Source organism: Pseudomonas sp. G3-19 (assembly GCF_054855875.1).
Genome location: NZ_JBMPIQ010000003.1, coordinates 4,293,663 through 4,318,629, shown reverse-complemented (window position 1 = coordinate 4,318,629; position 24,967 = coordinate 4,293,663). Strand labels below are relative to the sequence as shown.

The following is a 24,967-nucleotide window of genomic DNA, read 5'->3' as shown; positions in this document are numbered from 1 at the left end:
GCTGTTTCAGCGGTTCGGCGAAGCCATGCCTGAAGAAAACTTCGGGAGAGTCACCATGCGTGCTGCTCAATTGAAAGCGGTGTTGCCACGGGAGCTGCTGGCTTCGGTGGTTGTGTTTCTGGTCGCGCTGCCGTTGTGCATGGGCATTGCGATCGCTTCCGGGTTGCCGCCGGCCAAAGGTCTGATCACCGGGATCATCGGCGGTCTGGTGGTGGGTTGGCTGGCAGGCTCGCCATTGCAGGTCAGCGGGCCGGCGGCCGGTCTGGCGGTGTTGGTGTTCGAGCTGGTGCGCCAGCACGGGATCGAGATGCTCGGGCCGATTCTGTTGCTAGCGGGTTTCCTGCAACTGGTGGCCGGGCGCCTGAAGCTCGGGTGCTGGTTTCGGGTCACGGCGCCAGCGGTGGTCTACGGCATGCTCGCCGGGATCGGCGTGTTGATCGTGCTCTCGCAAGTGCATGTGATGCTCGATGCCAAGCCGCAACCGTCCGGGCTGGATAACCTGACGGCGTTCCCCGGAGCGGTGGCGCAGGCCTTGCCGTCGTTCGGCTGGCAGGCCGGCTTGCTCGGGTTGGCGACCATTGCGGTGATGTGGCTGTGGGAGAAGTTTCGCCCGCATTCGCTGCGCTTCATTCCCGGTGCGCTGCTCGGTGTTGGCCTGGCGACCGGCGCCAGCCTGTTGCTGGCGTTGCAGGTCAAACGGGTTGAGGTACCGGAGAACCTCGCCGAAGCCATCGACTGGCTGAAACCGGCGGACTTGCTCAGCCTCGCTGATCCAACCCTGCTGATTGCGGCTTTTGCCGTGGCGTTCATCGCCAGCGCCGAAACGTTGTTGTCCGCTGCTGCGGTGGATCGCATGCACAACGGCGTGCGCTCGGATTTCGACCGTGAGCTGTCGGCGCAAGGTGTCGGCAACATGCTCTGCGGTCTGGTCGGTGCGCTGCCGATGACCGGGGTGATCGTGCGCAGCTCGGCCAACGTCCAGGCCGGTGCAACCACCCGTTACTCGACGATCTTCCATGGTCTGTGGCTGCTGGCGTTCGTGTTGTTGCTGTCGAGCGTGCTGCAAAGCATTCCGGTGGCGAGTCTGGCGGGGGTGCTGGTGTACACCGGGTTCAAACTGGTGGACTTGAAAGCCTTTCGCGGCCTGGGCCGTTACGGACGGATGCCGAGATGTTCACCTACGCCGCCACGGCACTGGCGATCATCTTCACCGACCTGCTGACCGGTGTGCTGATCGGTTTCGGTCTGACGATGTTGAAACTGGCGTTAAAGGCATCGCGCCTGAAGATCAGCCTGATCGACCTGCCGCAGGACGGCGAGATGGAATTGCGTCTGGTGGGCGCGGCGACGTTCCTCAAGGTGCCGGCGCTGACCCAGGTGCTGGGCAGTATTCCGCAGGGCACGACAGTGCATGTGCCGCTCAATAACCTGAGCTACATCGACCATTCATGTCTGGAATTGCTGGAAGAGTGGGGCCGGGCGAATGCGGCCAAGGGGTCGAAACTGGTGATCGAGTCGCGCGGGTTGAAGCGACGGCTTGAAGGACGGATTCGGACCAATACCGGGATCGGTGCGGCTGGTTAAACCTGATCTTGAAATACCCCTGTGGGAGGGGGCTTGCTCCCGAAGGCGGTGGGTCAGTCGACATTGATAGTGACTGATCCACCGCCTTCGGGAGCAAGCCCCCTCCCACAATCGGCATTTGTACTGGGCTTTGAATCAGGCGGCAGGCTGGTCGAGTTCCAGGCCCACGCCCAGGCGGCGGCCCATGCATGGCCAGCGCTTCCAGGCCGCGCCGGTGTCCGGGCTGCTCAGTTTATCGCGGTAGGCTTCTACCGATTCCAGCGCAAAACTCTCGTCGTTGAGCATCTCGTCGATGGCGTGATGCACGGCTTCGTCCAGTTGATTGGCAAATTCCTCACCGATCAGTTGGTGAGCAATCAGATTGGCGACCGTCATGTCCAAGGGGATCAGTGGCTGGCCGAAATGCTTGATGTACAGGTCGTTGACCTCTTCGACAAAGCGGTGCGCCAGATAGGCTTCGTCCAGCAGGCTGTCCAGACCGACATGCCCGGACATGATGGCCGGCGGCTGGAGGAAATACTGCTCGGCGATTTTCAGCACCGGTTTGATCTGCGATTCGATCCCCGCTTCCCTGGCAACTACATTGGCTGCGTCCAGCAGGTCTGGCACTTCATCGATGTAGGCGGCGACAAAACGCGTCAGCACGCCGTTGGCGTCGGCTTCCGGCAACTGGATCGCCGGGTGTAAATGAGGCAGTTTGCTTTCCAGCTGACGGGTCAGCAGGCCGGTTTCCTTCTCGTGTTTTTGGGCTTTTTGGATCTGCTCGCGCAATGCGGCGGTGTTCATGAAAACTCCAGGGAACAAGGCAATGAAATAGGGAAGACATAACTTAGCTGGCTTACGAAAAATGCTAAGACGCATTTGTCATAATTATTTCATCCTTGATGCAGCAGCGTTATATCGGTTCGCCACCACTCGTCTGCATCCTTCTCCATTCGTACCCTTGAGCGCAAGCCCCGGCTGTTTCAGATCATTTACGCGTCGACATTGCAATTCCCGGTGGCTGTCTATACTCGCCATTGAATGGAGTTAGCTGATGACGCCCGACTGCCCACGCAGCAAGGCCCGGCGATTCAAGTTCGTAGTCTGATGCAGCCGCTCCCTTGCCGAAGGCGTTGCGCCTACGGGATAACAAGAACGATAAGGGGAACCCGCAATGATGCGACATCCACACGTCTGGATGGGCCTCCTGTTGTGGTCGATTTTCAGCCCGGCCAATGCGGCCTGGACTGTGAATATGGCGCCTGGAGCGACTGAAATCAGTCACGCAGTATTCGACCTGCACATGACCATTTTCTGGATCTGTGTGGTGATCGGGATCATCGTCTTCGGCGCCATGTTCTGGTCGATGATCGTGCATCGCCGCTCGACCGGGCAGGTCGCCGCAAAATTCCACGAAAGTACCACCGTCGAGATTCTCTGGACTGTCGTGCCGCTGCTGATCCTGGTGGCGATGGCGGTTCCGGCGACCGCTACCCTGATCCGCATGTACGACACCAGTGAGCCGGATATCGATATCCAGATCACCGGCTATCAGTGGAAGTGGCACTACAAATACCTCGGTCAGGATGTCGAGTTCTTCAGCAACCTGGCCACCCCCGCCGAACAGATCCACAACAAGGAAGCCAAGGGCGAGCACTACCTGCTCGAAGTCGACAAGCCGCTGGTGCTGCCGGTCGGCGCCAAGGTGCGCTTCCTCGTGACCTCCGCCGACGTTATCCACTCGTGGTGGGTGCCGGCCTTCGCGGTCAAGCGCGATGCGATCCCCGGGTTCGTCAACGAAGCCTGGACCCGCATCGACAAGCCCGGGCTCTACCGTGGCCAGTGCGCCGAGTTGTGCGGCAAGGATCACGGCTTCATGCCGATCGTGGTCGACGTCAAAGAGAAGGCCGACTACGACAAATGGCTTGCCGACCGCAAAGCCGAAGCCGCGCAGCTCAAGGAGCTGACCAGCAAGGAATGGACCCTCGACGAACTCAAGGAACGCGGCGACAAGATTTATCACACCACTTGCGTGGCCTGTCACCAGGCCGAAGGCCAGGGCCTGCCGCCGATGTTCCCGGCGCTCAAGGGCTCACCGATTGCCACCGGGCCGAAAGCCGACCACCTGCACCGCGTGTACTTCGGCAAACCCGGCACCGCCATGGCAGCGTTCGGCAAGCAGTTGTCGGAAGTCGATATCGCAGCGGTGGTGACCTACGAACGTAACGCCTGGGGCAACAACAAGGGCGACATGGTCACGCCAAAAGAAGTGCTGGAGCTCAAACAGGCGGAAAGCAAATGAGCCGGTCTATCGCGTACTTCGTGAATCGGTCGGGGCAATGCGCCCCGGCCCGCCCCGTCCACTCACGTAAAGGAGACCGGCCATGAGCGCTGTAATCGATGACCACGGTCATGCCGACCACGCCCACGGCCCCGCCAAAGGCCTGATGCGTTGGGTGCTGACCACCAACCACAAGGACATCGGCACGCTGTACCTGTGGTTCGCGTTCTGCATGTTCCTGCTCGGCGGCACGTTCGCCATGGTGATCCGCGCCGAGCTGTTCCAGCCCGGGCTGCAGATCGTCGAACCGGCGTTCTTCAACCAGATGACCACCATGCACGGCCTGGTGATGGTCTTCGGCGCGGTGATGCCGGCGTTCGTCGGCCTCGCCAACTGGATGATCCCGTTGATGATCGGCGCGCCGGACATGGCCCTGCCACGGATGAACAACTTCAGCTTCTGGCTGCTGCCGGCGGCGTTCCTGCTGCTGGTCTCGACCCTGTTCACCGCCGGTGGCGGGCCGAACTTCGGCTGGACGTTCTATGCGCCGCTGTCCACGACTTATGCGCCGGAAAGCGTCACCTACTTCATCTTCGCCATCCACCTGATGGGGATCAGTTCGATCATGGGCGCGATCAACGTGATCGCCACCATCCTCAACCTGCGCGCCCCCGGCATGACCCTGATGAAAATGCCGCTGTTCGTCTGGACCTGGCTGATCACCGCGTTCCTGCTGATCGCGGTGATGCCGGTACTGGCCGGGTGCGTGACGATGATGCTGATGGACATCCACTTCGGCACGAGTTTCTTCAGTGCCGCCGGTGGCGGTGACCCGGTGCTGTTCCAGCACGTATTCTGGTTCTTCGGCCACCCCGAGGTGTACATCATGATCCTGCCGGCCTTCGGCGCCGTCAGCCAGATCATCCCGACCTTCTCGCGCAAGCCGCTGTTCGGCTACACCTCGATGGTCTATGCGACGGCGAGCATCGCGTTCCTGTCGTTCATCGTCTGGGCGCACCACATGTTCGTGGTCGGCATCCCACTGGTGGGCGAGTTGTTCTTCATGTACGCGACCATGCTCATCGCCGTGCCGACCGGGGTGAAGGTGTTCAACTGGGCCAGCACCATGTGGCAGGGGTCGCTGACCTTCGAGACGCCGATGCTGTTTGCCGTGGCGTTCGTGATCCTGTTCTCGATCGGCGGTTTCTCCGGATTGATGCTGGCCATCGCCCCGGCGGACTTCCAGTACCAGGACACCTACTTCGTGGTCGCGCACTTTCACTACGTGCTGGTGCCGGGGGCGATCTTCGGGATCTTCGCTTCGGCTTATTACTGGCTGCCGAAGTGGACCGGGCACATGTACGACGAAACCCTCGGCAAGCTGCACTTCTGGCTGTCGTTCGTCGGCATGAACCTGACCTTCTTCCCGATGCACTTCGTGGGATTGGCGGGGATGCCGCGACGGATTCCGGACTACAACCTGCAGTTCGCCGACTTCAACATGGTTTCCTCGATCGGCGCATTCATGTTCGGCGCTACGCAGATCTTCTTCCTGTTCATCGTGATCAAGACCATTCGCGGCGGCCCGCCAGCGCCGGCCAAACCGTGGGACGGCGCCGAAGGTCTGGAGTGGAGCGTGCCGTCACCGGCGCCGTATCACACCTTTACCACGCCGCCGGAAGTGAAATGAAACGCCTTGCCTTTGTGGGAGGGGGCTTGCTCCCGAATGCGTCAGATCATTCCACTCATGGGTTGAATGATGAATTGCATTCGCGAGCAAGCCCGCTCCCACAGGGGATCTCGGTGGAGGCTGACAAACATGGCTGACTCGATCTCGCTGAAAAAACTGGTCACCCGTCTGCTCGGCGTGGTGGTGGCAATGTTTGTCTTCGGCTTTGCCTTGGTGCCGATCTACGACGTGATGTGCAAGGCCTTCGGCATCAATGGCAAAACCGCCGGGCAGTACGAGGGTGAGCAGGTGGTGGATAACTCGCGGCAAGTGCGCGTGCAGTTTCTGTCGATGAACAACGCCGACATGCCGTGGGAGTTCTACCCCAAGGGTGAGGAACTGGTGACCCATCCTGGCGGCGTAAACGAGATGATCTTCGTCGCCCGCAACCCCACCGACAAACCGATGAGCGCCCAGGCCGTGCCGAGTATCGCACCCAGCGAAGCGGCGGCGTATTTCCACAAGACCGAATGCTTTTGCTTTACCCAGCAGGTGCTGCAGCCCGGTCAGCAGATCGAGATGCCGATGCGTTTCATCATTGACCGCGACATGCCCAAGGACGTGAAGCACCTGACGCTGTCCTACACGCTGTTCGATATCACCGCCCGACATCCTCCGGTGGCTGCAAACACTGGCGGTTAAGCGTGCCCGATAAGGAGAACAATAAATGGCAACTCATGAGCACTATTACGTCCCGGCCCAGAGCAAATGGCCGATCATCGCCACCTTCGGCATGGTCATCACCGTGTACGGCCTGGCGACCTGGTTCAACGATCTGAAGGCAGCGCGCCCGGAATCCCACGGCCCGTACATCTTCTTCGTCGGCGGGCTGCTGCTGGCGTACATGCTGTTCGGCTGGTTCGGGGCGGTGATCAAGGAAAGTCGTGCCGGGCTGTACAGTCCGCAGCTCGACCGCTCGTTCCGCTGGGGCATGAGTTGGTTCATCTTCTCCGAGGTGATGTTCTTCGTCGCCTTCTTCGGTGCGCTGTTTTACGTGCGGCACATCTCCGGCCCGGCGCTGGGCGGCGAAGGCCCGAAAGGCATCGCGCACATGCTCTGGCCGAACTTCCAGTTCACCTGGCCGCTGCTGCACACGCCGGATCCGAAACTGTTCCCGCCACCCAAGGAAGTCATCAGTCCGTGGGGCCTGCCGCTGATCAACACGATCCTGCTGGTCAGCTCCAGCGTGACCATCACCATCGCCCACCACGCCTTGAAAAAAGGCCATCGCGGTGCGCTGAAAATCTGGCTGGCGATCACCGTGCTGCTGGGCTGCGGCTTCCTCGCGTTGCAGGCCGAGGAGTACATGCACGCCTATCACGAACTGGGTTTGACGCTGGGTTCGGGCATTTACGGCGCGACGTTCTTCATGCTCACCGGTTTCCACGGCGCCCACGTGACCATCGGCACGATCATTCTGTTCGTGATGCTGATGCGCATCATGAAGGGCCATTTCGATGCCGAGCATCAGTTCGGCTTCGAGGCGGCGAGCTGGTATTGGCACTTCGTCGATGTGGTGTGGATCGGTTTGTTCGTCTTCGTTTACGTGCTCTGAGCACTGATTACCAAGGCGCGTGCGACACCAGTTGGCCGCTGTAGAAGCCCCAGGCGATCAAGCCGACGGTGGCAGCGGCCAGTGCCACCCGAACACTCAAGGCGATCACCAGGCGATTGGAGCTGCTGTCGTCCTTGACCAGGAAAAACAGGCCGCTGAACAGGCTGATCACCGTGGCAATCAGCAGCAGGACGATGGCTGCTTTGAGCATGGGAAGACTCCGGGGGACAGGCGATGCAGTTGAGTATAGCGAGCGCGACGACTGACTTTATGGCGCGGCCATGAAGCGCTTCCGTCCGGGCGTGATACCGACCGTGGTGGTGGCGCTGCTGCTGCCGCTGCTGGTGTCGCTGGGTTTCTGGCAACTGGGCCGGGGGGCGGAGAAAACCGCCCTGCTCGCCACTTACGCCGAGCGCCGCGCCGCCGAGCCGATGGCCAGCAGCGAATTGCTGCACAGCGCCGACCCGGCCTTTCGCCGTGTGCATCTGTACGGCCAGTTCGATGGCGCCCACAGCCTGCTGCTCGACAACCGCCAGCGCAACGGCAAGGTCGGTATCGAGCTGCTGCAGCCGTTTCAGGATCGGGCCACCGGCCAGTGGCTGCTGGTCAATCGCGGCTGGCTGCCATGGCCGGATCGCCGGGTGACGCCGCAATTCGCAACCCCCACCGACGCGGTCAACCTGGATGCCTGGGTCTACGTCGCCCCCGGCGCGACCTTCCAGTTGCACGCCGACCCGGCCAGCAGCACCTGGCCGCAAACGATCACCGCCGTCGAGCCGTCGAAGCTGTGGAAAACCCTCGAACGCGACGGCTTCGCCTACGAACTTCGTGCCGAACCCGGCCCCGCCAGCTATGAGGCCGACTGGCCGGTCGTCGCCATGGGCCCGGAAAAACACCTTGGATACGCCGTGCAGTGGTTCGCCATGGCCACCGCCCTGCTCGGCCTCTACCTCTACCTTGGATTGCACAACGCAAAGGAGAAAACCCATGGGAACGGCCATGAATCCACCCAGCATGTCTGAGGCGAAAACCCCGGCTACCCGCCGCCGTGGACGGATCCAGCTGTTGCTGATTGTGCTCGGCGTGGTCGGCCCAATGATTCTCGCCACCGGCATGTACAAATTGCAGTTCTGGGTGCCGGAAGGTCGCAGCTATCACGGCGAACTGATCGGCAACGGCCAGACCCGCGCCGACCTCGGCGTGCAGGCCGACGAACAGCGCTGGCAGATGCTGGTGACCGCGCCGAAGGATTGCGCGGTGGACTGCCAGCAACTGGTGTACCTCGCCCGGCAGATCCAGATCGGCCTCGGCCGCGATGCCGGGCGCGCCAGCCACGCCCTCGCCGCTGCACAGCCGCTGAGCGCCGACTACGAAGCCAAGCTGACCCGCGAATACCCGCAGCTGCAACGCTACCCGCTGGACAGCGCAGCGTTGAGCAAGGCCACCGGCGACAAGGCCACGCCGCAGCTGTGGATCATCGACCCCCACGGCAACCTGGTGCTGCGCTACGACCCGAGTGTCAAAGGCAAGGATCTGCTCAACGACCTGCGCCACCTGCTGAAACTGTCGAACATCGGATAAGGGCATCGTCATGGCCAAACCTGGATTTCGCCTCGCGCTGTTTGCCACCCTGCTGGCACTGATCGTCGTGCTGCTCGGCGCCTACACCCGCCTGACCCATGCCGGCCTCGGCTGTCCGGACTGGCCGGGCTGCTACGGCTTTATCAGCGTGCCGAAAAGCGAAGCCCAACTGGCCCATGCCGAACTGCATTACCCCGACTCTCCGGTGGTGGCGCACAAGGGCTGGAACGAGATGATCCACCGCTACTTCGCCGGCACCCTCGGCATGCTCATATCGATTCTGGCCGGGCGCGCCTGGGTCAATCGGCGTCATCCGGGCCAGCCGTTGAAATTGCCGCTGTTTCTGCTGGCGGTGGTCTTCGCCCAGGCGGCGTTCGGTATGTGGACGGTGACGCTCAAGCTCTGGCCGCAAGTGGTCACCGGGCATTTGCTCGGCGGTTTTGCGACCTTGAGTCTGTTGTTTTTGCTGACGTTGCGATTGTCCGGGGTGCTGCCGGCACTGACCGTGCCCAAGCGCTTGCAGTATTGGGCAACGGCGGGACTGTTACTGGTGATCGGCCAGATCGCACTGGGTGGTTGGGTCAGTTCCAACTACGCGGCGGTGGCCTGCATCGACTTCCCGACCTGCCACGGTCAATGGCTGCCACCGGCGGACTTCGCCAACGGCTTTCACCTGACCCAGCATATCGGCCCCAATTATCTCGGCGGTCAGCTCGACAGCGACGCGCGCACGGCGATTCACCTGACTCACCGCATCGGCGCGCTGCTGGTGACGATCGTCCTGCTCGGTCTGGCCTGGCAACTCAGGGCTGTCGGCATGACGCGTTTGGCCGGGCTAGTCGTCATTGCCCTCGGCGCACAGATCACCCTTGGCATCAGCAACGTGTTGTTCCATCTGCCACTGCCGGTGGCCGTGGCCCACAACGCCGGTGGCGCCGCGCTGCTGCTGAGCATGGTGCTGGTCAATTACCACGCGCGCACCAGTCTGGTCCGGGTCAAACAGCCGATGTTGGCGCGCTGGCGTCTGAGCCCGCGTAAACATTCGGCTGCGCCCATCACGATAAAAGGAGAAACGCCATGGCGCTTCTGATCGGCGAACGTCCCGCGCAAGCGCTGTGGCGTGACTATCTGGAGCTGACCAAGCCGAAAGTGGTGGTGCTGATGCTGATCACCTCGCTGGTCGGCATGTTCCTCGCGACCCGCGCCGGGGTGCCGTGGACGGTGCTGGTGTTCGGCAATCTGGGGATTGCGTTGTGTGCCGGCGGCGCGGCGGCGGTCAACCATGTGGTCGACCGGCGCATCGATGCGGTGATGGCGCGCACGCACAAACGGCCGTTGGCCGAGGGCCGGGTTTCACCGGCAGCGGCGCTGACCTTTGCGCTGGTGCTGGCGCTGCTCGGGCAGGCGATGCTGCTGACGTTCACCAATGCGCTGACCGCATGGCTGACTCTCGCTTCGTTACTCGGCTACGCGGTGATCTATACCGGCTTCCTCAAACGTGCGACGCCACAGAATATCGTCATTGGCGGCCTGGCCGGCGCTGCCCCACCGCTGCTCGGCTGGACTGCCGCCACCGGCCATGTCAGCGCCGAACCGTTGCTGCTGGTGCTGATCATCTTCGCCTGGACCCCGCCGCATTTCTGGGCGCTGGCGATCCATCGCAAGGAGGAGTACGCCAAGGCCGACATCCCGATGCTGCCGGTGACCCACGGCGAGCACTACACCAAAGTGCACATTCTGCTGTACACCTTCGCCCTGCTCGCGGTGAGTCTGCTGCCGTACGTGATCCACATGAGCGGCGTGCTCTACCTCATCTGCGCCCTCGCGCTGGGCGCAAGGTTTCTGCAATGGGCCGTGGTGCTGTACCGTGGCACTCGGCCGCACGCGGCGATCAATACCTTCAAGTACTCTATTTATTACTTGTTCCTGTTGTTCATCGCCCTGCTCGTAGACCACTACTTACTGTTGAACCTATGACTCGAACCCAGAAAACCGTCTTCATCCTCGTCGCCGTGATCGCGCTGATCCTGGGACTGACCGTCAACAAAGTGCTGAGTGGCAAGGGCCAGGGCGACCCCACCGCGCTGATCGACGCCGGTATCATCCTGCTGCCGCAGAGCCGCAAGTTGCCGGGCGTGACCATGACCAATCAGGACGGCCAACCGGTCGCCATCGACGAGTTGAAAGGCAAGTGGAGCCTGCTGTTCTTCGGCTACACCTTCTGCCCGGACATCTGCCCGACCACCCTCGCCCAGCTGCGCCAGATCAAGAGCGAGTTGCCCAAGGATGCTGTGGATAAGTTGCAGATCGTGCTGGTCAGTGTCGACCCGAACCGCGACAACCCGCAGCAGTTGAAGCAGTACCTGGGCTACTTCGATCCACAGTTCGTGGGCCTGACTCCGAAGTCGATCGAAGAACTGCAGAAGGTCGCGAATGCGGTGAGTATTCCGTTCATTCCGGCCGATACCAGCAAACCGAATTACACCGTCGACCATAGCGGCAACCTGGCGGTGATCGGGCCGGATGGGACGCAGCGCGGGTTTATTCGTGCGCCGTTGAACAACGCCAAACTGGTTGCGCAGCTGCCAGTAATGCTCAACCGTAAATAGCCAAGATCAAAAGCCACCCCTCACCCTAACCCTCTCCCGTAGGGAGAGGGGACTGACCGAGGGATGCTGACGCAATACGCCGACCTGTAAGTCCTTTGCCGAATCCATAATCGACCCAATCTTTCAGGTCGATGTACAACGCAAGACACCTCGGTCGGCGCCCTCTCCCTCCGGGAGGGCTGGGGTGAGGGGCGAATACACAGCAGGTCCAAAACCGAACACTCGGCCACAAAAAAAGGGGACGCCATTGGCGTCCCCTTTTCATTGCAGCTATCTGTATCAGAACGCCGGCAATACCGCGCCTTTGTACTTCTCGGTAATGAATTGCTTCACTTCCGGGCTGTGCAGCGCAGCCGCCAGTTTCTGCATCGCGTCGCTGTCCTTGTTGTCCGCACGGGACACCAGGATGTTGACGTACGGCGAGTCGTTGCCTTCGATCACCAGCGCGTCCTTGGACGGATCGAGTTTGGCTTCCAGCGCGTAGTTGGTGTTGATCAGCGCCAGATCGACCTGGGTCAGCACGCGCGGGATGGTCGCGGCTTCCAGCTCACGGATTTTCAGGTCTTTCGGGTTCTGCGCGATGTCTTTCGGGGTCGACAGAATGTTGGTCGGATCCTTCAGGGTGATCAGGCCAGCCTTGGCCAGCAGCAACAGCGCACGGCCGCCGTTGGTGGCATCGTTCGGGATCACCACGTTGGCGCCGCTTGGCAGATCCTTCAGATCCTTGATCTTGTTCGAGTAGGCGCCCAGCGGCTCCAGATGCACGCCGGTCACCGCCACCAGGTTGGTGCCCTTGGCCTTGTTGAACTCATCAAGGTATGGCTGGTGCTGGAAGAAGTTGGCGTCCAGGCGCTTTTCAGCCACCTGCACGTTCGGCTGAATGTAGTCGGTGAAGACCTTGACCTTCAGATCCACGCCTTCTTTGGCCAGGGCCGGCTTCACGAATTCGAGGATTTCCGCGTGCGGCACCGGGGTGGCGGCAACGGTCAGGGTTTCAGCGTGGGCCGAAAAAGCGGCTACGGCAGCGAAAGCAGCGATCAGTTTTTTCATTCAGCTAACTCCTTATGAGGCGCCCGTCTGGCGCCTGCCAGCGAATGGCCGGCTCATCTCTTGATTACAAAAACCGGTTATTTGCGCGAGAAATGCACGACCAGACGGTCGCCGACCATTTGCAGCACTTGTACCAGAATCAGCAGCAACACCACGGTGACGATCATCACGTCAGTCTGGAAACGCTGGTAGCCGAAACGGATCGCCAGATCACCCAGACCACCGGCGCCGACCACACCGGCCATCGCCGTGTAGGACACCAGTGTAATCGCGGTCACCGTAATCGCTGCGAAGATGCCCGGACGGGCCTCCGGCAGCAAGGCGTTCATGATGATCTGCCGGGTGGTCGCGCCCATCGACTGGGTGGCTTCGATGATGCCGCGATCGACTTCACGCAGCGCGGTTTCCACCAGACGCGCGAAGAACGGCGTCGCACCCACCACCAACGGCGGAATCGCACCGGCCACGCCCAGCGAAGTGCCGGTGATCAGCACGGTGAACGGGATCATCACGATCAACAGAATGATGAACGGCAACGAACGCAGGATGTTCACCGCCAACGACATGAAGGCGTAGAGGCCACGGTTTTCCAGCAACTGACGCGGGCTGCAGAGAAACAGCAGCACACCCAACGGCAGGCCGAGCAATACGGTGAACAGCAGCGAACCACCGAGCATCAGCAGGGTGTCGCCAGTGGCCAGCCAGATTTCCAGCCAATCGATGTTTTCGAAGAAAGCCTTGAGCATTTCCATTAACGCAGCACCTCCATATGAACGTCAGCGGCGGTGAAGCGGGCGAAAGCCGCTTCCATGTCGCCACCGGTGACGGCGAGGGTCAATTGCCCGTAAGGAATGTCTTTGATGCGGTCGATGCGACCGGCGAGGATGCTGTAGTCGACCCCGGTTTCCCGGGCAACGGTACCGAGCAACGGCGCGTAGGTCGCTTCGCCCTGGAAGGTCAGACGCACGATGCGACCCGGCACGTGAGCGAAGTCGTCGCGCTGTTCGCTTTCGTCGATCTGCTCGCTTTCCTGGACGAAACGCTTGGTGGTCGGGTGCTGCGGATGCAGGAACACATCGGCCACCGAACCTTGCTCGACGATCACCCCTGCGTCCATCACCGCGACCTGATCGCAAACGCGACGGATCACGTCCATCTCGTGGGTGATCAGGACGATGGTCAGCTTCAGTTCACGATTGATCTCGGCCAGCAGTTGCAGAACCGACGCGGTGGTCTGCGGGTCGAGGGCGCTGGTGGCCTCGTCGCACAGCAGAATTTTCGGCTTGGTCGCCAGGGCGCGGGCGATGCCGACGCGCTGTTTCTGGCCGCCGGACAATTGTGCCGGGTACTTTTTGGCGTGATCGGACAGACCGACCCGCGCCAGCAACTCGGCGACGCGTTGATTGATTTCACTGCTCGACAGTTCGCCGGCCAGGGTCAGCGGCAGCGCAACGTTGTCGGCCACGGTCTTGGAGGCGAGCAGGTTGAAGTGCTGGAAGATCATCCCGACCTGCTGGCGGAAGCGGCGCAGGCCGTTGGCGTCCAGCGCGGTGACTTCTTCGCCGTCGACGATGATCTTGCCGCCGCTGGAATCTTCCAGGCGATTGATCAGACGCAGCAGGGTACTTTTGCCCGCACCGGAATGGCCGATCAGGCCGAAGACCTGACCGTTTTCAATCGAAAGACTGGTCGGGTGCAGGGCGGGGATGTCCTTACCGGCGACGCGGTAAGTTTTGTGGACGTTTTGAAACTCGATCACGTAGCGAACCTTGTGGGGCGCGTTAGAAAAGGATCAGCGGTTAGCCGGGCGCGCATTTTAGCCTGTCCGTATAGAGGTTCTTAGCATTTATTTCGCAATTAACCTTCGATTTGGCAATAACAAGATCAAAGGTCATAAAAAAGGAACGCCCGTTCCCGCTCATTGGTCACTAGTTAAGCGACTTGAAACCCTGGGTAACCGTGCCCGGAAACGCTCAAGAGTCCCCGTTGAAAAGGGGTCAACCGAGGAGTTTACGTCTGATGAGCAGCAAGAAACCTACGACCGACAAAAGCCAGCTGGCCGGAACCGATACCAAGGATCGCGCCAACACCAACGCCAAACTCGACAGCCTGGAGAAATTTCGCTCCGACGCGACCGGCCAGGCCCTGCGTACCAACCAAGGGGTGAAGGTCGCCGATAACCAGAACACCCTCAAGGCCGGCCCGCGCGGGCCGTCGTTGCTGGAAGACTTCATCATGCGTGAGAAAATCACGCACTTTGACCACGAACGCATTCCAGAGCGCATCGTTCACGCGCGCGGCACTGGCGCGCATGGTTTCTTCCAGGCCTACGAGAACCATTCGACACTGACCAAGGCCGGCTTCCTACAGGATCCGGGGAAAAAGACTCCGGTGTTCGTACGTTTTTCCACCGTGCAGGGGCCGCGCGGTTCCGGTGACACCGTGCGCGACGTGCGCGGTTTCGCGGTGAAGTTCTTCACCGACGAGGGCAACTTCGATCTGGTCGGCAACAACATGCCAGTGTTCTTCATCCAGGACGCGATCAAGTTCCCCGACTTTGTCCACGCGGTAAAACCCGAACCGCACAATGAGATCCCGACCGGCGGCTCGGCCCACGATACGTTCTGGGACTTCGTCTCGCTGGTACCGGAATCGGCGCACATGGTGATCTGGGCGATGTCCGACCGGGCGATCCCGAAAAGCCTGCGCAGCATGCAGGGCTTTGGCGTACACACCTTCCGCCTGGTCAACGCCGAGGGCAAATCGCGCTTCGTCAAATTCCACTGGCGCCCTACCGCTGGCACCTGTTCGCTGGTGTGGGACGAGGCGCAGAAGCTCGCCGGTAAAGACACCGACTACCACCGTCGCGACCTCTGGGAAGCCATCGAGATGGGCGACTACCCGGAATGGGAGCTGGGCGTACAGATCATCGAGGAGGAAAACGAACACGACTTCGATTTCGACATCCTCGACCCGACCAAGCTGATCCCCGAAGAAATCGTGCCGATCACCCCGCTGGGCAAGATGACCCTGAACCGCAACCCGGACAACTTCTTTGCCGAGACCGAGCAGGTCGCATTCTGCCCGGGCCACATCGTGCCGGGGATCGACTTTTCCAACGATCCTCTGCTGCAAGGCCGGCTGTTTTCCTACACCGACACGCAAATCAGCCGACTCGGTGGGCCGAACTTTCATGAGCTGCCGATCAACCGCCCGGTCGCGCCATTCCATAACGGCCAGCGCGACGCGCAGCACCGCACAGTAATCGACAAGGGGCGCGCGTCCTACGAGCCGAACTCGATTGATGGCGGCTGGCCGAAGGAAACCCCGCCGGCGGCTAAAGACGGCGGCTTCGAGAGCTACCCGGAACGCATCGATGCGAACAAAATCCGCCAGCGTAGCGAGTCGTTCAGCGATCATTTCTCCCAGGCGCGGCTGTTCTTCAACAGCATGAGTGAGCACGAGAAGGAACACATTATTGCCGCCTACAGCTTCGAGCTGGGCAAGGTCGAACGCGAGTTCATCCGTGCACGGCAGGTGAACGAGATTCTCGCCAACATCGACCTGGAATTGGCCAAACGTGTGGCGGCCAACCTCGGATTGCCAGCGCCAAGCAAAGGCACGGTCGAGGTGCGTAAAACCTCGTTCGATCATTCGCCAGCGCTGAGTCAGGCGAATCTGCTGCCAGAGGACATCAAAACCCGAAAAGTGGCGATTCTTGCCGCTAACGGCGTCGATGGTGCAGCGATTGATGCGATGAAAAAGGCCTTGGAAGCAGAAGGTGCGCACGCCAAGCTGCTCGGCCCGACTTCGGCACCGGTGAAGACTGCCGACGGCAAAGCCCTGCCGGTGGACGCATCCATGGAAGGTATGCCTTCAGTGATCTTCGATGCGGTGTTCGTGCCCGGTGGTGCGGCGTCGATCAAGGCGTTGAGTGGCGACGGCGTGGCGCTGCATTACCTGCTGGAAGCCTACAAGCACCTCAAGGCGATTGCGCTGCACGGCGAGGCCAAGCAGTTGCAGGATCTACTGAAGCTGGAAGCGGATGCAGGACTGCTGCAGGGCAAGGATGTGCCGGGGTTGACCAAGCCGTTCTTCGCGGCGATCGGGCAGCATCGGGTCTGGGCGCGGGAGCCTAAGGCCAAAGCCATTCCAGCTTAAGTTCTTGGCTGGCTGAGAGGACGCTTTCGCGAGCAAGCCCGCTCCCACAGGGTTCACGCTGTACCTGTGGGAGCGGGCTTGCTCGCGAAGCTTTTAAGGTTTACGCGGGCTCAAGACCATCTGCGCCGGCACCGTGCGCAGAATCTGCTTCTCGATGCGCAACTCGAAATCCGGATTCAGTTTCTTCACCCGCTTGCTCAGCAGAGTCGCCAGCCAAGGGTAATCCTGGGTGCGCGGCGCCTGAATGCTCACGGCACACTCATAATTCACCACATCGGCGGCGATCGCGTCGAGTTGCCGGCGAAGTTTGCGGCTATCGTTTATGTTCAGTGCCACCGTGGTGCTTTCGGCAGTCGGATCGATGACCTTGGCTTTCGGCTTGGCTTCGGCCGCCAGCAGCGCCGCTTCGGCTTTCTCCAGCTCGGCTTTGCGCGCTTCGGTGATGGCACCATTGACGCCACCGGTCAGCGCCGGGGCTTTCGGCATCAGGGCACGGGCACGGCTCAGCGCAGTGGCTGCGGCGTTCACATCACCCTTTTGCAATACGATCTGGCTGCGGCGCAGGTAGACCTCAGCCAACTGGCGCTGGTATTGCTCCAGGGACTGATCGTTGGGGGTTTGTGCCTGCAAGGCGGCCAGTTGGTCTTCGGCGGTGGCCAGTTCGCTGCTGGCCAGGCTTTGCTCCAGCTGTGCGATGGCCGTGGCCCGCGCGTCGGGGGCTTCGGCCACCGGCGGCGTGCTTTGGCAGGCGCCCAGCAGCACGGAAAATGCGACAAGGAGCAGATAACGGGAGGCGAACGGCTTCATTCCTGCGACTCTCTAATTGCGCAAAAAGCGAGCAAGTCTACACCCCTCGACGGGGCAGAACAAAACTCAGCAGAAACAGTGCGGCCGCCGTCACAACGATCGACGGCCCCGCCGGGGTGTCCTTGAACCATGACAACGCCAGCCCGCCACATACGGCGAGCATGCCCAGCAGGCTCGCGCCCACGGCCATCTGCTCCGGCGAGCGGGCGTGACGTTGTGCCGCAGCCGCCGGAATGATCAGCAGCGAAGTAATAAGCAACACACCGACGATTTTCATCGCCACCGCGATCACCACCGCAATCAACAGCATCAGCGCCATGCGCAGGCCCGCCACCGGCAGGCCTTCGACCTTGGCCAATTCCTCATGCACGGTGATCGCCAGCAGCGGCCGCCACAGCGTCACCAGCAACACCAGTACCGCCGCGCTGCCGCCGAGGATCCACGCCAGGTCAGTCGGGCTGATCGCCAGCAGGTCGCCGAACAGATAGGCCATCAGGTCGATCCGCACTTCATGCATGAAGCTTAGTACCACCAGCCCGAGAGAGAGCGTGCTCGGTGCGAGAATTCCCAACAGCGTGTCGGAGGCCAGCGGCTGACGCTGTTGCAAGGTCACCAGCAGCACCGCCAGCAGCAGGCAGCCGACGGTCACCGCCACCGTCGGACTGACATCCAGCAGAAAGCCCAGGGCCACGCCGAGCAGCGCAGCGTGGGACAGGGTGTCGCCGAAGTAGGCCATGCGCCGCCAGACCACGAACGAACCCAATGGCCCGGCCACCAGCGCCAGCGCCAGACCTGCAAGCAGGGCATACAACAGAAAATCAGCCATGCTTGCAGTGGTCTCCGTGAACGTGGGTGTGGCCCGCACCGGGCGCCTTGACCACCGAACCGTGCAGGTCGTGGGCGTGGTCGTGATGGTGGTGATAGATCGCCAGGCTCGGCGCATTCTTGCCGAACAGTTCGACGAACGCCGGATCGCCGCTGACCTGCTCGGGGTGCCCGGAACAGCAGACGTGTCGGTTGAGGCAGACCACCTGATCGGTGGTGCTCATCACCAGATGCAAATCGTGCGAGACCATCAGCACCCCGCAACCATGCCGGTCGCGCAGGCGGGTGATCAGGCTGTACAGCTCGGCCTGGCCGGCGACATCCACGCCCTGCACCGGCTCGTCGAGCACCAACAATTCCGGCTCGCGCAACAGCGCCCGGGCCAGCAGCACGCGCTGCATTTCGCCGCCGGAAACGGTCTGCACCGGGCTGTCGATAACGTGCTCGGCGCCGACTTCCTTCAGCGCAGCCAGCGCACGCGGGCGATCAACACCCGGCACCAGACGAAGGAAGCGCAGCACCGACAGCGGCAAGGTCGGGTCGACGTGAAGTTTTTGCGGCATGTAGCCGACGCGCAGTTTCGGCTTGCGCCAGACACTGCCGCTGTCAGGCTTCAGCAGGCCAAGCACGGCGCGCACCAGTGTGGTCTTGCCGGCGCCGTTGGGGCCGATCAGGGTGACGATCTGCCCCGGTTCGACACTCAGCTCGATGTTGTCCAGCACGGTCTGCCCGGCAAACGTGACGGCAACCTGCTCAAGACGGATCAACGGGTTGCTCATCAAGCCCCCTGGCAACCGGAGCACAGGCCGACCACTTCGACGGTCTGCGCTTCGACGATGAAACCGACATCCCTAGCGCTATTGATGATCGCGTCGCTGATAGCTTTCTGTTCCAGCTCAATGGCGGCGTGGCAGTCGCGGCAGATCAGGAACTGGCCCTGATGCGCATGTTCCGGATGCACGCAACCGACAAAGGCGTTGAGCGAAGAAATGCGGTGCACCAGGCCGTTTTCCAGAAGGAAATCCAGCGCACGGTACACGGTCGGCGGCGCGGCGCGGCGGCCGTCCTGCTCGCTGAGCACCGCCAGAATGTCGTAGGCGCCCAGTGGCTTGTGGCTCTGCCACACCAGTTCCAGCACCCGCCGGCGCAACGCAGTCAGGCGCAGGCCTTTCTGGGCGCACAAGGTATCGGCCTCGGTCAGTGCGCTGTGCACGCAATGAGAGTGGTCGTGGGGACGGCTGGCAATCGGTGTAATAGGCATGGGCGGCGACGCGTTTTGATAGAGACGTTATTATGTTACCCGTTCTCGCCTCCTTGAGTGGTCATCGTGTCCCGACTTTTTTCTGTTTTTGTGGCGTTTATCGCCAGTTTTCTGCTGATCGGTTCGGCTCAGGCCGAGGTCAGGGTTCTCACCAGCATCAAACCGCTGCAGTTGATTGCGGCGGCGGTGCAGGACGGGATCGCCATTCCGGAAGTGCTGCTGCCACCGGGTGCCTCGCCGCACAATTACGCCCTGCGTCCGTCCGACGTGCGCAAGGTGCAATCGGTGGATCTGCTGTACTGGATCGGCCCGGACATGGAAGGTTTCCTGCCGCGCGTGCTGAACGGTCGTACGCTGCCGAGCGTCGCCGTGCAGGACCTGCCGGGCATGAAGTTGCGCCGCTTTGCCGAAGACAGCCACTCCCACGCCGAAGACGCCGACGAGCATGATCACGATCACCGCCCGGGCACCCTGGACGCGCATTTGTGGCTATCGCCGGTCAATGCTCGGGTCATTGCCGAGAAAATGGCTGCCGACCTCAGCGCAGCCGATCCGGCCAACGCCGAACGCTATCAGAGCAACGCCAAGGCTTTCGATGAGCGCCTCGACGCACTGGATGCACGCTTGAAGAAGCGCATGGCTGATGTCGAGGGCAAACCGTACTTCGTGTTCCACGAAGCGTTCGATTACTTCGAAGACGCTTACGGCCTGAAGCACACCGGGGTATTCAGTGTGGCAGCGGAAGTGCAGCCCGGCGCGCAGCATGTGGCGGCAATGCGCAAACGCCTGCAGGAAGTCGGCAAGACCTGCGTGTTCAGTGAACCCCCGCTGCGTCCGCGCCTGGCGGAAACCCTGGTGGAAGGCCTGCCGGTGAAGCTGGCGGAGCTGGATGCGCTGGGCGGCTATACGCCGGCGACAGCTCAGGGGTATGAGCAGGTGCTGGAGAAGTTGGGCAACGATCTGGCCGGGTGCCTGGAATCGTTGTAACCCCACAAGACCCGTGGCGAGGGAGCTTGCTCCCGCTTGAGTGCGCAGCACTCACAAAATATGGCTGACTGCCAGAATTTTGGGGCCGCTTCGCAACCCAGCGCGAGCAAGCTCGCTCGCCACAATTTAAAGCGCGAACGGTAGAGGGGTGTTGACCTGCTGCCGCTGCGCCAAGCGCTGCTCGAACTCCCGCGGATCGTGAATCAGCACGTCCTGCCCGGCAAACTGCTCGGCGGCGATCAACCGCGACAGCCAGAACCGAACACACGCCACGCGCAGCAGGGTCGGCCACAGCTCCGCTTCAGCGGCCGTGAACGGACGCAGCGCCGCATAGGCACCGAGGAATGCGCGGGCACGCGGCCCGTCAATCAAGCCATCCTCATCCGAACACCAGTCGTTCAAAGCAATCGCCACGTCATAGAGCATCGGTCCCGAGCAGGCGTTGTAGAAGTCAATCAACCCGGTCAGGTGCGTGCCTTCGAACATCGCGTTATCGCGGAACAGGTCTGCGTGAATGTTCGCCCGTGGCAGCGCGAGGATTCTGTCTTTCTGCGCCGTGATTTCCTCCAGCGCCTTGTGCAGCAGCGCACGCGGCTCGTCGCTCAAGTGCGAGAGAAACTCGTTGCCCTCCTCCAGCATCCAGTCCAGGCCACGATCGGTCTTGCGCTTGATCATGCGCTCGCCCTGAGTCGCCAGGTGCAGATGCGCCTGCAACTCGCCGACCTGCACGCAATGCTGGGCGTTGGCAACTTTGATGTGCTTGCCGGACAGGCGCGGCTGGAGCAATGCCGGTTTACCCTTCAGTTCACGCAGGGCCACGCCGTCAGTGGTACGCAGCGCGTAGGGCACCGGCAGATTAGCCTCGTGCAGCACGTCGAGCAGGTCGATGAAGAACGGCATTTCCTGCACCGGGCCGCGCTCGACCAGGGTCAGGACGAACTCGCCCTGTTCCAGGCTGATAAAGAAATTGGTGTTTTCGCTGCCGGCGGCGATCCCCTGGAAATCAAGCAGACGGCCGAGCCCGTAAGGGGCGAGAAAGGTTTCCAGCTCGGGCCGAGCCAGGGGGGTGAACACAGACATGGTTAAAAACTGCTCAGTTCGGGCGCCGCGATCAAGCGGCGCCGATTAAAAGTCGGGAATCTTACTTCCAGGTAAAGATTTCCCACGACGGAATCAGCATATCCGGCTGGTCGGAACGGATGTAGTTCACGTCCGAACCATCGGCGCGCACCAGAAAATACGGTTTGCCGCCCTTCGGCGTGACCTTGATCGCATACACGAAGCCACTGCGGCTGTATTCCTGAATGACCTTGTCGCCTTCGGTGTGCGTGTTAATGGTAACTTCCGGCTCCTTTGACGGCGCATCATCCGCCGCCATCGCGGCCAATGGTGAGGCCGCAATCAAACCGACCAGCAGCAAGCGATTTAACGTACGCATGATAACCTTGTCCCTTTGTCGTCAACGGTCCCGCTATTCTAGCGCCGGGCCCGCCGAAAAGGTTGATTCTGCTCATGAGCCAAGCCCCCCTCGTCCTGGTGGACGGTTCGTCTTACCTGTACCGCGCTTTCCACGCCCTGCCACCGCTGACCACCTCCAAAGGCCTGCCGACCGGCGCGGTCAAAGGTGTGCTGAACATGCTCAAGAGTCTGCGCAAGCAGTACCCGGACAGCCCGTTCGCCGTGGTCTTCGATGCCAAGGGCGGGACGTTTCGCGATGAGATGTACGCCGAATACAAGGCCAACCGCCCAAGCATGCCCGACGACATGCGGGTGCAGATCGAGCCGCTGCACCAGAGCGTGATCGCCCTCGGCTTCCCGCTGCTGTGCGTGGAAGGCGTCGAGGCTGACGACGTGATCGGCACCCTCGCCCGCAGCAGCGCGGCGGCGGATCGTCCGGTGATCATCTCCACCGGCGACAAGGACATGGCGCAACTGGTCGATGGCCACATTACCTTGGTCAACACCATGTCCGGTAGCTCGATGGATGTGGAGGGCGTGAAGGAGAAATTCGGCGTCGCACCCGAGCAGATCATCGATTATCTGGCGCTGATGGGCGATTCTTCCGACAACATTCCGGGGGTTCCCGGCATCGGTCCAAAGACCGCCTCCGGCCTGCTGGTCGGCGTCAACGGCGGCCTGACCGAGTTGTACGCGAATCTCGACATCGTCCCGACCCTGCCGATTCGCGGCGCGAAAACCCTGCCGGCCAAGCTCGAAGAGCACAAGGAGATGGCTTTCCTCTCCTATCAACTGGCGACCATCAAAGTCGACGTGCCGCTGGACATCGGCCTCGATGACCTGCAGATGGGCGCGGAAGACCCGGCCAAGCTCTACGAGTTGTACACCCTGCTGGAATTCAAAAGCTGGATCAATGATCTGGATCGCGACGCCAAGCGCCAGGAACTGAGCGCTGCCGCCGAACCTGCGCCGGCTGGCGATCTGTTCAGCCCCCGCGCAGAAGAAGCCCCTGCCGCTCCGACCGAAGCAGCGTATGAAACCATCCTTGATCAGGCGCGTTTCGACGTCTGGCTGGAGAAACTGAACAACGCCAAGCTGTTCGCTTTCGACACCGAAACCACCGGCATCGACGCGCAACAGGCGCAACTGGTCGGCCTTTCGTTCGCGGTGCAAGCCAACGAAGCCGCGTACATTCCGCTGACCCACTCCTACATCGGCGTGCCGGAGCAGCTGGATCGCGACACGGTGCTGCGTGCGTTGAAGCCGATCCTGGAAGACCCGAACAAACTCAAGGTCGGCCAGCACGCCAAGTTCGACATGAACATTCTGGCCAACTGCGCCATCGGCGGTGATCAGAACGAAGGCATCACCGTGCGCGGCATCGCTTTCGACACCATGCTTGAGTCCTACGTGCTCAATTCCACCGCGACCCGCCACGACATGGACAGCCTCGCGCAGAAGTACCTGGATCACACCACCGTGAGCTTTCAGGACATCGCCGGCAAGGGCGCCAAGCAGCTGACCTTCGACCAGATCGCTCTGGAGCAGGCCGGCCCATACGCAGCCGAAGATGCCGACATCACCCTGCGCCTGCATCAGACCCTGTTTGAAAAACTCAGCGCAATCCCGAGCCTGGCCAGCGTGCTGACCGACATCGAAATCCCGCTGGTGCCGGTGCTGGCGCGCATCGAGCGTCAGGGCGCGTTCGTCGACGCCGAACTGCTCGGCATCCAGAGCATTGAGCTGGGCAACAAGATGGTCGCGCTGGAGCGAGAAGCCTTCGAGATCGCCGGGGAAGAATTCAACCTCGGCTCGCCGAAGCAGCTGGGCGTGATCCTCTACGAAAAGCTCGGCCTGCCGGTGCTGAAGAAAACCGCCAAGGGCCAGCCATCGACCGCCGAGGAAGTGCTGGCAAAACTGGCTGAGGACGATCACCGCTTGCCGAAAGTGCTGATGGAACACCGTTCCATGAGCAAACTGAAAAGCACCTACACCGATCGCCTGCCGGAGCAGATCAACCCGCGCACCGGGCGTATCCACACCTCGTACCACCAGGCCGTGGCATCGACCGGGCGCTTGTCTTCCAGCGATCCGAATCTACAGAACATTCCGGTGCGTACCGCTGAAGGCCGCCGCATCCGTCAGGCGTTCGTCGCGCCCAAAGGCTACAAACTGCTGGCAGCGGACTATTCGCAGATCGAACTGCGGATCATGGCCCACTTGTCCAAGGACGAAGGCCTGATGAATGCCTTCCGCAACAATCTGGACGTGCACACCGCAACCGCCGCTGAAGTATTCAAGGTCGAGCTGAGCGACGTGACGTCCGACCAGCGCCGTGGCGCCAAGGCGATCAACTTCGGCCTGATCTACGGCATGGGCGCGCAGAAACTCGGCAAGGACATCGGCGTCGACACCAAGACCGCCAAGGCCTACATCGACACCTACTTCGCCCGCTACCCGGGTGTGCGCGAATACATGGAGCGCACCCGCAAGCAGGCCGCCGACCAAGGCTATGTAGAGACCTTCTTCGGTCGTCGCCTATATCTGCCGGAAATCAACTCGAACAAGCCGCAGGAACGCGCTGCCGCCGAACGCACGGCGATCAACGCGCCGATGCAAGGCACCGCCGCCGACATCATCAAGAAAGCCATGGTGGCGGTGGATAACTGGCTGGCATCGTCCGGGCTGGACGCCAGAGTCATCCTGCAGGTGCACGACGAACTGGTACTGGAGGTTCGCGAGGATCTGGTCGATCAGGTGAGTCAGGAAATCCGCCTGCACATGAGCGAAGCGGCGAAACTGGACGTGCCGTTGCTGGTGGAAGTCGGCGTCGGCAACAACTGGGATGAGGCGCACTGAGGCGTCTAGGTCGGGCGTTTGCCGCGACACACTGACGCGGCAAACGGCCGAAAAGCGCTTATTTCGAAACGCGCTTGCGGTTATTCCAAAGCTTTTTGAAAAAAATCTGAACTAATCTGACAACTCACTACTCAGAGATACTGAATGGCTGGTGAAGCCCTTCGATGCTCCTATGTTGTGTTAAGTGTTGGCAGATATCTGAACCCCGCCCTAGCGGTTCGGAACTTGAACCCCGGAA

23 protein-coding genes and 1 pseudogene are annotated in these 24,967 nt (G+C 61.4%); 13 read left to right on the top strand and 11 right to left on the bottom strand.

The genetic code is table 11. The features are described 5' to 3' along the window. Window positions 1-55 precede the first annotated feature (55 nt). A pseudogene (locus ACOYXI_RS19850) lies at window positions 56-1,584 on the top strand (SulP family inorganic anion transporter). Between the two features lie 135 nt (window positions 1,585-1,719). On the opposite strand, the gene ACOYXI_RS19845 reads toward ACOYXI_RS19850, so the two are convergent. Next, window positions 1,720-2,370, bottom strand: a complete 651-nt coding sequence (locus tag ACOYXI_RS19845) for a hypothetical protein (protein ID WP_225136962.1) — start codon at window positions 2,368-2,370, stop codon at window positions 1,720-1,722. Between the two features lie 370 nt (window positions 2,371-2,740). Between ACOYXI_RS19845 and coxB the strand changes: the two genes are divergently transcribed. The 4 genes from coxB to ACOYXI_RS19825 all read left to right on the top strand — a co-directional run bounded on the left by coxB (window position 2,741) and on the right by ACOYXI_RS19825 (window position 7,131). Continuing rightward, window positions 2,741-3,868, top strand: coding sequence for a cytochrome c oxidase subunit II (gene coxB, locus ACOYXI_RS19840; RefSeq protein WP_461675208.1), 1,128 nt, complete (start codon window positions 2,741-2,743; stop codon window positions 3,866-3,868). 82 nt (window positions 3,869-3,950) lie between these two features. Beyond that, on the top strand, window positions 3,951-5,537 hold the full coding sequence (ctaD, locus tag ACOYXI_RS19835; protein WP_007962785.1) for a cytochrome c oxidase subunit I: 1,587 nt from the start codon (window positions 3,951-3,953) through the stop codon (window positions 5,535-5,537). A gap of 129 nt (window positions 5,538-5,666) precedes the next feature. After that, the gene (locus tag ACOYXI_RS19830) at window positions 5,667-6,218 is read left to right on the top strand and encodes a cytochrome c oxidase assembly protein (protein WP_003220348.1); all 552 of its coding nucleotides are present in this window, start codon (window positions 5,667-5,669) and stop codon (window positions 6,216-6,218) included. 25 nt (window positions 6,219-6,243) lie between these two features. Beyond that, window positions 6,244-7,131: a cytochrome c oxidase subunit 3 gene (locus tag ACOYXI_RS19825; protein WP_134785096.1), complete on the top strand. Its 888-nt coding sequence runs from the start codon at window positions 6,244-6,246 to the stop codon at window positions 7,129-7,131. A gap of 7 nt (window positions 7,132-7,138) precedes the next feature. Here the strand turns inward: ACOYXI_RS19825 and ACOYXI_RS19820 are convergent, their stop codons facing one another. Next, window positions 7,139-7,342, bottom strand: a complete 204-nt coding sequence (locus ACOYXI_RS19820; RefSeq protein ID WP_003220344.1) for a twin transmembrane helix small protein — start codon at window positions 7,340-7,342, stop codon at window positions 7,139-7,141. A 70-nt stretch (window positions 7,343-7,412) separates the two neighbouring features. On the opposite strand from ACOYXI_RS19820, the gene ACOYXI_RS19815 reads away from it, so the two are divergent. The 5 genes from ACOYXI_RS19815 to ACOYXI_RS19795 are packed head-to-tail and all read left to right on the top strand — an operon-like array spanning window position 7,413 to window position 11,321. Next, a complete protein-coding gene (locus ACOYXI_RS19815; RefSeq protein WP_134785095.1) occupies window positions 7,413-8,153 on the top strand; it encodes an SURF1 family protein in 741 nt (246 codons plus the stop codon). Next, window positions 8,119-8,712: a hypothetical protein gene (locus ACOYXI_RS19810; protein WP_134785094.1), complete on the top strand. Its 594-nt coding sequence runs from the start codon at window positions 8,119-8,121 to the stop codon at window positions 8,710-8,712. The genes ACOYXI_RS19815 and ACOYXI_RS19810 overlap by 35 nt, the downstream gene beginning before the upstream one ends. A gap of 10 nt (window positions 8,713-8,722) precedes the next feature. Then, entirely contained in the window at window positions 8,723-9,802 is a 1,080-nt protein-coding gene (locus ACOYXI_RS19805; protein ID WP_134785093.1) for a COX15/CtaA family protein, read from the top strand. Further along, window positions 9,790-10,689 carry a heme o synthase gene (gene cyoE / locus ACOYXI_RS19800; protein WP_003220336.1) on the top strand — a complete coding sequence of 300 codons (900 nt, stop codon included), beginning with the start codon at window positions 9,790-9,792 and terminating at the stop codon, window positions 10,687-10,689. The genes ACOYXI_RS19805 and cyoE overlap by 13 nt, the downstream gene beginning before the upstream one ends. Further along, on the top strand, window positions 10,686-11,321 hold the full coding sequence (locus tag ACOYXI_RS19795) for an SCO family protein (protein WP_461675207.1): 636 nt from the start codon (window positions 10,686-10,688) through the stop codon (window positions 11,319-11,321). The genes cyoE and ACOYXI_RS19795 overlap by 4 nt, the downstream gene beginning before the upstream one ends. Window positions 11,322-11,600: 279 nt before the next feature. On the opposite strand, the gene ACOYXI_RS19790 is transcribed toward ACOYXI_RS19795, so the two are convergent. From ACOYXI_RS19790 to ACOYXI_RS19780, 3 genes are all read right to left on the bottom strand, one after another. Beyond that, window positions 11,601-12,371 carry a MetQ/NlpA family ABC transporter substrate-binding protein gene (locus tag ACOYXI_RS19790; RefSeq protein ID WP_135294666.1) on the bottom strand — a complete coding sequence of 257 codons (771 nt, stop codon included), beginning with the start codon at window positions 12,369-12,371 and terminating at the stop codon, window positions 11,601-11,603. Between the two features lie 77 nt (window positions 12,372-12,448). Continuing rightward, entirely contained in the window at window positions 12,449-13,123 is a 675-nt protein-coding gene (locus tag ACOYXI_RS19785) for a methionine ABC transporter permease (RefSeq protein ID WP_096797317.1), read from the bottom strand. Next, on the bottom strand, window positions 13,123-14,130 hold the full coding sequence (locus tag ACOYXI_RS19780) for a methionine ABC transporter ATP-binding protein (protein WP_027610230.1): 1,008 nt from the start codon (window positions 14,128-14,130) through the stop codon (window positions 13,123-13,125). The genes ACOYXI_RS19785 and ACOYXI_RS19780 overlap by 1 nt, the downstream gene beginning before the upstream one ends. A 260-nt stretch (window positions 14,131-14,390) precedes the next feature. Between ACOYXI_RS19780 and katE the strand changes: the two genes are divergently transcribed. Beyond that, on the top strand, window positions 14,391-16,532 hold the full coding sequence (gene katE, locus ACOYXI_RS19775) for a catalase HPII (protein WP_134785091.1): 2,142 nt from the start codon (window positions 14,391-14,393) through the stop codon (window positions 16,530-16,532). Window positions 16,533-16,625: 93 nt separating this feature from the next. On the opposite strand, the gene ACOYXI_RS19770 is transcribed toward katE, so the two are convergent. The 4 genes from ACOYXI_RS19770 to ACOYXI_RS19755 are packed head-to-tail and all read right to left on the bottom strand — an operon-like array spanning window position 16,626 to window position 19,425. Beyond that, window positions 16,626-17,339, bottom strand: a complete 714-nt coding sequence (locus ACOYXI_RS19770) for a PA5502 family lipoprotein (RefSeq protein ID WP_461675206.1) — start codon at window positions 17,337-17,339, stop codon at window positions 16,626-16,628. A 37-nt stretch (window positions 17,340-17,376) separates the two neighbouring features. Next, window positions 17,377-18,165 (bottom strand): zinc ABC transporter permease subunit ZnuB, encoded by a 789-nt coding sequence (gene znuB, locus ACOYXI_RS19765; RefSeq protein WP_008081222.1) that lies wholly within the window; start codon window positions 18,163-18,165, stop codon window positions 17,377-17,379. Beyond that, the gene (znuC, locus tag ACOYXI_RS19760) at window positions 18,158-18,943 is read right to left on the bottom strand and encodes a zinc ABC transporter ATP-binding protein ZnuC (protein ID WP_461675205.1); all 786 of its coding nucleotides are present in this window, start codon (window positions 18,941-18,943) and stop codon (window positions 18,158-18,160) included. Before znuC ends, znuB begins: the two co-directional genes overlap by 8 nt. Then, window positions 18,943-19,425, bottom strand: a complete 483-nt coding sequence (locus ACOYXI_RS19755) for a Fur family transcriptional regulator (RefSeq protein WP_098966472.1) — start codon at window positions 19,423-19,425, stop codon at window positions 18,943-18,945. Before ACOYXI_RS19755 ends, znuC begins: the two co-directional genes overlap by 1 nt. 66 nt (window positions 19,426-19,491) lie before the next feature. Between ACOYXI_RS19755 and ACOYXI_RS19750 the strand changes: the two genes are divergently transcribed. Continuing rightward, the gene (locus ACOYXI_RS19750) at window positions 19,492-20,412 is read left to right on the top strand and encodes a zinc ABC transporter substrate-binding protein (protein WP_461675204.1); all 921 of its coding nucleotides are present in this window, start codon (window positions 19,492-19,494) and stop codon (window positions 20,410-20,412) included. Window positions 20,413-20,538: 126 nt separating this feature from the next. On the opposite strand, the gene ACOYXI_RS19745 is transcribed toward ACOYXI_RS19750, so the two are convergent. Both ACOYXI_RS19745 and ACOYXI_RS19740 read right to left on the bottom strand, forming a co-directional pair. Further along, window positions 20,539-21,492: a homoserine kinase gene (locus tag ACOYXI_RS19745; RefSeq protein ID WP_461675203.1), complete on the bottom strand. Its 954-nt coding sequence runs from the start codon at window positions 21,490-21,492 to the stop codon at window positions 20,539-20,541. Window positions 21,493-21,553: 61 nt separating this feature from the next. After that, a complete protein-coding gene (locus tag ACOYXI_RS19740; protein ID WP_007962757.1) occupies window positions 21,554-21,850 on the bottom strand; it encodes a DUF2782 domain-containing protein in 297 nt (98 codons plus the stop codon). Between the two features lie 74 nt (window positions 21,851-21,924). Here ACOYXI_RS19740 and polA point away from each other — a divergent pair, with 74 nt between their 5' ends. Then, window positions 21,925-24,729 (top strand): DNA polymerase I, encoded by a 2,805-nt coding sequence (gene polA, locus ACOYXI_RS19735; RefSeq protein ID WP_461675202.1) that lies wholly within the window; start codon window positions 21,925-21,927, stop codon window positions 24,727-24,729. Window positions 24,730-24,967 lie beyond the last annotated feature (238 nt).